Origin of the sequence: Devosia sp., from assembly GCF_017307565.1 — a bacterium.
GTDB lineage: Bacteria > Pseudomonadota > Alphaproteobacteria > Rhizobiales > Devosiaceae > Devosia.
Genome location: NZ_JAFKHD010000233.1, coordinates 1 through 7,849 on the forward strand (window position 1 = coordinate 1; position 7,849 = coordinate 7,849).

Consider the following 7,849-nt stretch of genomic DNA (forward strand, 5'->3'; position numbering starts at 1 on the left):
GGAAGCCATCGCCAAGGTGGAAAGCCAGCCGCGCTCCGAAGGCCGCCAGATGGTCATGGTGCTGGCGCCCAAGTGAGGCGACGGCATTTCTGGAGTTGAAGAAGGCGGGCTTTTGGCCCGCCTTTTTTGTTTTGGGGTACAGTGCATGCCGCTCCCCCCTCCCGGGTCATTCCCGCGAAAGCGGGAATGACGCCGCGCATTCTGAAGCGTTCCTGCCTTGGACTAGAGGCTCAACCAGGCGGGGGCGATGGAGGTGCCGCGGCCGAGGCCGTAGCCGAAGCGGATGTTGAGCATGCCGACCGGTTCGAGGAGGCGGGCGGCATCGAGCGTGCCGGTCTTTTCGACGGCAAAGCCGGCATTTTTGACGAGGGTCGCGACCTGCTCGACGGCAGCTTCTTCGCCGGCGAGGAAGACAGGGACATTGGCGGTGTCATCGGCTGGGGCGGCAAAGAGGGTGGCGAAGATCGTATTGAAACCCTTGACCACCTTGGCGCTGGGGGCTGCCTTCTGGATCTCTTCGGCGGCGGAGGTTTCAAAGCCGATGGCGAGGCCCGAGAAATCCGGCTTTACCGGGTTGGAAATGTCGACGACGACCTTGCCATTGAGCGCGCCGGAACGGGCGAGTTCGAGAGCAGAATTATAGGGCAGCGCCAGGACCACGGTGTCGGCGGCAGCGATGGCATCGGCAATTCCGGCGCTTTCCGCGCCGATTTCGGCGGCGAGGCTGGCAGCGGCGGCTGCGTTGCGGGTGGCGAGCACCAGCTTGCCCTTGCCGGCAAGACGACGGGCAAGGCCCGAACCCATATTTCCAAGACCGATGATTGCGGTGGTCATTTCTTCTCTCCGTATGTGGCGGTTTCGATGGAGAGAATTTAGGCCTGGACTATTCCGGCGTGAATGTCTTGAAATAGAACAAGATAATTGCGCAGAAGTATCGAATGGTCGATCTCGTCAATCTCAGAACCTTTGTCAGCGCCGCCACCTCGGGCAGCTTTTCGAAAGCGGCGGCGCGGCTCAACGTGTCCCCGGCCATGGTCGGGCGGCGCATTCTGGCGCTGGAAGAGGACTATGGCGTAAAACTGATCGAGCGCACGACGCGCAGCCAGCGGCTGACCGAGACCGGGCAGGCGTTTCTCGCCAAGGCCATGCGCATTCTCGAAGAGGTCGAGGAACTGGAGGACATCGCCCATCCGCAGGCGGAGGATCTGGTTGGGCATATCAGGATCAGCGGCTCGACGACGCTGGGGGTCAAGAAGCTGACTCCAGCCCTGGCGCGGTTCACCAATGCGCATCCCGCCGTGTCGGTGGAGATGACGCTGCTCGACCGCAATGTGGACCTCGTCGCCGAGGGTTTTGACCTGGCGTTTCGGATCGGCCATTTGAAGCCGTCGAGCCTGATTGCGCGGCGGATCGGGACCTATGATTTCGCCTGCTGCGCCTCGCCGGACTATTTGCGGCGCGTGGGGACGCCGGGGCACCCGGATGAATTGGGAAAACACCGCTGCGTCATCAGCCTCAATCTGTCGCCGCGCGACCATTGGAGTTTTTGGGACGCGGAGGGGCGCGAGGTATCGGCGGCGGTGAAGGGCAACTTTGGCGTCGACAACGGCGAGGCCATGCGCGCGGCGGCGCTGGAGGGCGTCGGGCTCGCCTATGCGCCGCGCGTGCTGGTGGAGGAAGATCTGGCGAGCAGGGCACTGGTGGAGGTGCTTACGGGCTGGCGAAAGCTCGCCCTGCCGGTTCACGCGGTCTATCCCTCACGGCAGTTCGTGCCAAGGCGGTTGGCCGGGGTGATCGAGTGGATCGCGCGGGAGTTGCGAGAGGGATAGACCGCTGGAACCGGCGCTCAGGCCGCCGCGTGCCCGACTGCCTGGTTCGACAAGCTCACCATGAGGTTTTTGGGGCGATCAATATGCCAGTTCCGAAAACTGCGCGTCGCGCGCGTCGTAGACCAGCACCCGGCCAATAAGGGGCGTGCCGGTGCCGGTGACGAGTTTTATGGCTTCCATGGCCATGAGGGTGCCGATGACGCCGGTGACCGGCCCCAAAATGCCGTTGAGCTCGCAGGAGGGCAGGGTTGTATCATCGGCCTCGTCGGCAAAGAGCGCCTCGTGGCCGGGGCCGCCGAGATGGGGCGCAAAGACGGTGACCTGGCCGGAAAACATCGAGACGGCGCCCGAAACGAGGGGCTTTTGCTGGGCTGCCGCGGTTCTGGCGACGAGGCGGCGGGTGAAAAGATTGTCGGTGCCGTCGAGGACGAGATCGTAGGAGGCGAGGGTTTGGGCTGCATTGGCCTCGGTGATGGATGTCGCCAGCGCCTCGATGGTGACGTGGGGATTGAGCGCCTCGGCAAAGGTCTTGGCGTTGTTCGCCTTGCCGGTGCCGACGCCCGCCGTGGTGTGAAGGATCTGGCGCTGCAGGTTGGAAAGAGAAACGGTGTCGGGATCGATGATGCCGAGCCGGCCGATGCCGGCGGCGGCGAGATAGGCGACGACCGGACAGCCAAGGCCACCCGCGCCGACGACGAGGGCGCTGGCGGCCTTGAGTTTTTGCTGTGCCGCACCGCCAAAGCCCTTGAGCACCAGATGGCGGGCGTAGCGCCGGGTCTCGTCGGGCGAAAGGGGCGGATCAGAAGGCAAGCGGCACCGCGAGGAAGCGGCGATCGGGGCCTTCAAAGCCGCCGCGCGTATAAGAGACGATGACGACGCCCGCCGACGGTGAACCGCCAAGGCCGGGCACGAGCACGGCATAGGGGCGATAGGTGAAGGGGCAACTGCGCGAGCGCGGCAGGGTGCCCTCGTCGCGATGGAGCACGCGGGTTTCGGTGCCGTCAAAGACGGTCAGCTCAAATCCGTTGGGCTCCTTGCCGAAATAGTCGGTGCAGGTTTCGGCCGATTTTGCGGTGAAGGTCGTGATCTCGAGCTGGTAGCTGTCCGATTCCAGCCCCTGGATGGGGATTGGAAACATGAAGGCGAGCCGCAGCGGGTCTTCGTCGATGATCCCGTCGCCATTGAGCGCGGCGATCTCGGCGGGCACGAAAATCTTGTTGTCGGCGATGAATTTGAGGGCTTCGCTATTGGCCCGCGAGCGCACGGCGAGGAGGTTTTCGCTATCGTCGCCTTCTGCGGCCTGGGCCCTTATCGGGGTGCCTTCGAGCCAGGAATCGTTTTTGAGGTCGATGACATAGATGTTGGAATAGGCCGAGCCGGAGCCGTCCTGAATTCCGAACTCCTCGAAGGCGAAATATTTCGCATCGGGCGAAAAGCCGATGAAATCGATCAGGGCGCGATCACCCGCCAGAGCGGGTGAGGCGAGAAGGGCCAAAAGCCCGAAAGCGCTAGCGGCCCGTCGAACCGAAGCCACCAGACCCACGTGCGGTTTCATCGAGCATCTCCACGACTGCAAAATCAGGCTGCACCACCGGGGCAACCACCATCTGGGCGACGCGCTCGCCGCGGGTGACGACAAAATCCTCCTGGCCGAGATTGACCAGGATGACCTTCACCTCGCCGCGATAGTCGGCGTCGATGGTACCGGGGGAATTGAGCACCGTCACCCCATGCTTGGCGGCAAGGCCGGAGCGGGGGCGCACCTGCGCCTCGTAGCCGGCCGGCAGGGCCATGGCAAAGCCGCAGGGCACGAGGGCGCGAGCCCCGGGCCTGAGGATGATGGGCGCGTCGGTTTCAACGGCGGCACAGAGATCGGCGCCCGCGGAGAGCGCCGTCTGTACCTTGGGGACCGGCAGGCCTGCCCCATGGGGGAGCCACTGCAGGGCGATTGCGATCGAGGCCGTCACCGGGCGCGCACCACAGCGTAGAGCTCGTCGGGCAGGTCCGACGTGCCATTGATCAGGTCGAGAAACGGCAGGACGGTTTCGGCCGACTTCTTGTCGGAAGAGAGGTCCATATTGGTTTCGGTGATCTCGGCGCCGGACACGCGGATGGTGAGGTTGTGGCCGGTGAAGAAGGCCTCGACCATCTGCTTGGTTTCGGCGTCGAGCTCGTCGCTGCTGCCCAGTTCGCCCATCATGTCGGCGGTCGGCAGGGCGACGCGCACGAGGCCCGGACCGGCAGAGGTGAAGGTAAGGGCGTTCTGTTCTTCGCCAAGGCTGGTCAGTTCGGCAAAGGTGCCTTCTTCGATGACGATGCAGGTGGCGCTGCCATCGGCGTGTTCGGTGAGAGCGCCCTCGGCGCAGAAGGTGTCAGCGCTGTCCTTGTTCTCTTCGGCGCTCATCTTCACCATGGCGTAGAAGTCCGAACCCATGACCTGGGTCAGCGTCGCCTTGGCGGTGGTTTCGCTCGTCAATTCGACGTCAACCGTCGCATCGATACAGCCGGCGAGCGAGGCGCCGAGCAGCAGCATACCGGCAAGCTTGCCGATGGTTTTCAAACCCATGATCTGTCTCCAAGGGGCCGTGGCCCGATTTGGCGGCAACTTAGGGACTTGCCCCGGACGGGGCAAGCTTGGGTCAGGCGCTAAATGTGATGAGACGCCACGCGCCGATTATGAGCACGAAGAAGGCCGCGATCAGCACGGCGAAGATCGCCGCCTGCATCGGCCGGTTGGGCGGCCGGGCCATCATGGCGCGGTGTTCGGCCAGGGCCAGCTCGGCTTCCGCCACCAAGGCCGGGACGCGGCCAAGGGCTTCACTCATGCGGGTAAAGTGGCCGGCAAGGTCTTCGAGGCGGCCAAGCGGGCCTTCCTCGCGACGCAGCCAATCGCCGACGACGGGTTCGGCGACGGTCCAGATGTCGAGATCGGGATCGAGATTTCGCGCCACGCCTTCGACCAGCACCATGGACTTTTGCAGCAGGACCAGCTCGGGGCGGGTCTGCATGTCGAACAGTTCGGTGATGACGAAGAGCTGGCCCAAAACCTTGGCCATGGAAATGTCGGCGGCGGTGCGGCCATGCAGTGGCTCGCCAATGGAACGGATGGCGAGGGTGAAATCGTCGACCGACTGGTGCTTTGGCACATAGCCGATGTCAAAATGGCGCTGGGCGACGAGGCGATAGTCGCGGGTGATGAAACCGAAAAGGATATCCGCGAGGAACTTTCGCTCGCGCTTGGAAATGCGGCCCATGATGCCGAAGTCGACGGCAACGACGTCACCGGTCTTGGGATCGGCGAAGAGATTGCCCGGGTGCATGTCGGCGTGGAAGAAGCCGTCGCGGATGGCATGGCGCAGGAAGGACTGCAGCAGCTTTGCGGCGAGCGCCTTGCGGTCGATTCCGGCAGCGTCCATGGCGGCGAGGTCGCGGATCGGGATGCCGTCGACCCAGGTGGTCGTCAGCACGTTTTGCGCGACCTGGTCCCACTGGACGTCGGGGATGATGAAGCCGGTATCGTCCTTGATGTTTTGCGCCATCTCGGAAATGGCGGCGGCCTCGAGGCGCAGGTCCAGTTCGATGCGCATCGAATGGTCGAGGGTTTTTACGACCTCGGTCGGCCTCAGGCGGCGGCTCGAGGGCGCGAACAGTTCGGCCAGGTGCGCGCCGGCGTAGAGGGCTTTGGTATCGGCGTGGAAGCGCTCGGACACGCCGGGACGCAGCATTTTGATCGCGACAGTCTTGGGCAGCGCGCCGGTCTGGCGCAGCTTTGCCTTGTGGACCTGGGCGATGGAGGCGGCGGCGACGGGGTCGCTGATTTCGGTCAGTGCCTCGGCCTTTGTGCCAAGAGCGGTCGCCAGAATGCCGGGGACCAGCGTCGGATCGAAGGGCGGCATGCGGTCCTGCAGGCCCGAAAGGTCAGCGGCGGCCTGCGGCCCGACGATGTCGGGGCGGGTAGCGAGGGTCTGGCCGAACTTTACAAAACTCGGGCCGAGCTTGTTGAGCGCAGCATTGAGCCGGTCGACGCGGCCGGTTTTGCGCACGCTCGGGCGCTCGACAATACGCGCCAGGCCAATGCCGAGCTTCATCGAGGGCGGCAGCGATTCGGCGGGGAGCACGGAGAACGCGCCTTCGCGCGCCAGCACCCAGCCGGCGTGGAAGAGGCGGAAATAGGAGCCGAGACCCATGCTTTAGATCTTCCAGCCCGAAAACAGCGTCGCGATATTGCCCGAGAAAGCGGTGTGCTTGGCTCGCTTGAAGCCGGCCGTGGTCAGCATGGCGGTAAAGCGCGTGGGATCGGGGAATTTGCGGATCGATTCAACGAGATACTGATAGGGTTGCGCATCGCCGGTGACGGCGCGGCCCATGGGCGGAATGACCGTGTCGGAAAAGGCGCGATAGACGGCGTCAAAGCCGGGCACGTCGACCTGCGAAAACTCAAGGACCAAAATACGGCCGCCGCGCTTCAAGACACGATGGGCTTCGTTGAGCGCCTGCTGGATGCGCGGCACGTTGCGAATGCCGAAGGCGATCGTATAGGCGTCAAAGGAATTGCTCTCGAAGGGCAGCTCTTCGGCATTGGCTTCGACAAAGCTGGCTTGCGAGGGATAGCGCCAGGTCTTGGCACGTTCGGCGCCGACGCGCAGCATGTCCGAATTGATGTCGGAAACGACGACTTCGGCATAGCCGTGCGAGGCATTGACGATGCGCTCGGCAACGTCGCCGGTGCCGCCGGCCATATCAAGCACCTTGTAGCCGCGGCTACCCAGACGGGGCGGGGCTAGATCGGCGATCATCGCGTCTTTCCAGAGGCGGTGGATGCCAAAGCTCATGAGGTCGTTCATGAGGTCATAGCGATCCGCAACGTCGTGAAAGACCTTGTTGACGAGGTCCTGCTTGTCCTCGAGCGCCACGGTCTGTTCGCCGAAATGGGTGGTTTCGCGCGCCTCGGTCATGGCTCACGCCTCTTTGCTGGACTATGTCTTCGTTTGGTCGCGCTTCCGAACCGCAAAACCGTTGCCACTTTTGCTGGAAGCGCTCTAGGCATCCACATGGGATCGGCGCGCACCATATATAAGGCGCGACGAAAAGCCCATGGCGCAAGAACGCGCAGGGTAAAGGAGATTCTGGTGCCCGAACTGCCCGAGGTAGAAACCGTCCGACGCGGGCTCGAGCCCTGGCTGCTCAATGCGCGTATAGAAAAGGTGGAGCTGCGCCGGCCGGACCTGCGCTTTCCTTTTCCAGAAGGGCTGGCGGAGAAGGTGACGGGCGCGAGCGTCACCAATGTCGGGCGGCGGGCAAAATACCTTCTTATCGCGCTCGACAACGGTTTTACGATTCTGAGCCATCTCGGCATGACCGGCTCCTGGCGCTTTGCCGAGCACGGCATCGACAAGCCGCCGCGCTACTACGAGCCGGGCACTGAGCCGAAACACGATCATCTCATCTTTTCGATCGATCATCCCGAGCATGGCAAGAGCCACCTTATCTATGCCGATCCCCGGCGTTTTGGGTTTTTGGACCTGTTTGGGCGGCCCGAGGAGTCTTCCTATTTGAAGGACCTGGGGCCGGAGCCGCTCGGCAATGATTTCAATGCCGAGGAAATGGCTGATGCGTTCAAGGGCAAGAAGGCGCCGATCAAGGCGGCGCTGCTCGACCAGCGCGTGGTGGCGGGGCTGGGCAATATCTATGTCGCCGAGGCGCTGCACCGGGCCCATATCCTGCCGACAGTGGAGGCGCGGAGCCTGCTTACCAAGGCGGACAAGCCCAAGAAGGCGCTGGAGGATCTCTCCTATGCAGTGCGAGAGGTGCTCATAGAGGCGATCGAGGTGGGCGGGTCGACGCTGCGTGATTTCAGGAATGCCGAGGGCGGGTCGGGTTATTTCCAGCACCGCTTTGCGGTCTATGACCGGGAAGGGGAGGCGTGCCCCACGCCTCTGTGCAAGGGGACGATTGAACGCATCGTGCAGTCGGGTCGCTCGACATTCTTTTGTCCGGTGTGTCAGAAGCAGCCGTGAGAT

The 7,849-nt window shown here is 63.5% G+C and carries 9 protein-coding genes; 2 read left to right on the forward strand and 7 right to left on the reverse strand.

Going from position 1 to position 7,849, the window contains the following annotated elements:
* Window positions 1-222: 222 nt before the first annotated feature.
* Window positions 223-849: an NAD(P)-binding domain-containing protein gene (locus J0I64_RS07705; protein ID WP_291407021.1), complete on the reverse strand. Its 627-nt coding sequence runs from the start codon at window positions 847-849 to the stop codon at window positions 223-225.
* Window positions 850-938: 89 nt separating this feature from the next.
* Between J0I64_RS07705 and J0I64_RS07710 the strand changes: the two genes are divergently transcribed.
* Window positions 939-1,829 carry a LysR family transcriptional regulator gene (locus J0I64_RS07710; RefSeq protein WP_291407013.1) on the forward strand — a complete coding sequence of 297 codons (891 nt, stop codon included), beginning with the start codon at window positions 939-941 and terminating at the stop codon, window positions 1,827-1,829.
* Window positions 1,830-1,907: 78 nt separating this feature from the next.
* Here the strand turns inward: J0I64_RS07710 and moeB are convergent, their stop codons facing one another.
* The 6 genes from moeB to ubiE all read right to left on the reverse strand — a co-directional run bounded on the left by moeB (window position 1,908) and on the right by ubiE (window position 6,784).
* The gene (moeB, locus tag J0I64_RS07715; protein ID WP_291407014.1) at window positions 1,908-2,639 is read right to left on the reverse strand and encodes a molybdopterin-synthase adenylyltransferase MoeB; all 732 of its coding nucleotides are present in this window, start codon (window positions 2,637-2,639) and stop codon (window positions 1,908-1,910) included.
* The gene (locus tag J0I64_RS07720; protein ID WP_291407015.1) at window positions 2,629-3,384 is read right to left on the reverse strand and encodes a DUF2259 domain-containing protein; all 756 of its coding nucleotides are present in this window, start codon (window positions 3,382-3,384) and stop codon (window positions 2,629-2,631) included. Before J0I64_RS07720 ends, moeB begins: the two co-directional genes overlap by 11 nt.
* Window positions 3,338-3,796: a dUTP diphosphatase gene (dut, locus tag J0I64_RS07725; protein WP_291407016.1), complete on the reverse strand. Its 459-nt coding sequence runs from the start codon at window positions 3,794-3,796 to the stop codon at window positions 3,338-3,340. Before dut ends, J0I64_RS07720 begins: the two co-directional genes overlap by 47 nt.
* Complete coding sequence (locus J0I64_RS07730) at window positions 3,793-4,395, reverse strand: hypothetical protein (protein ID WP_291407017.1); 603 nt, start codon at window positions 4,393-4,395, stop codon at window positions 3,793-3,795. The genes dut and J0I64_RS07730 overlap by 4 nt, the downstream gene beginning before the upstream one ends.
* Before the next feature lie 73 nt (window positions 4,396-4,468).
* On the reverse strand, window positions 4,469-6,016 hold the full coding sequence (gene ubiB / locus J0I64_RS07735; protein WP_291407018.1) for a 2-polyprenylphenol 6-hydroxylase: 1,548 nt from the start codon (window positions 6,014-6,016) through the stop codon (window positions 4,469-4,471).
* Window positions 6,017-6,019: 3 nt separating this feature from the next.
* Entirely contained in the window at window positions 6,020-6,784 is a 765-nt protein-coding gene (gene ubiE, locus J0I64_RS07740) for a bifunctional demethylmenaquinone methyltransferase/2-methoxy-6-polyprenyl-1,4-benzoquinol methylase UbiE (protein ID WP_291407019.1), read from the reverse strand.
* 174 nt (window positions 6,785-6,958) lie between these two features.
* Here ubiE and mutM point away from each other — a divergent pair, with 174 nt between their 5' ends.
* A complete protein-coding gene (gene mutM, locus J0I64_RS07745; RefSeq protein ID WP_291407020.1) occupies window positions 6,959-7,846 on the forward strand; it encodes a bifunctional DNA-formamidopyrimidine glycosylase/DNA-(apurinic or apyrimidinic site) lyase in 888 nt (295 codons plus the stop codon).
* Window positions 7,847-7,849: the final 3 nt, after the last annotated feature.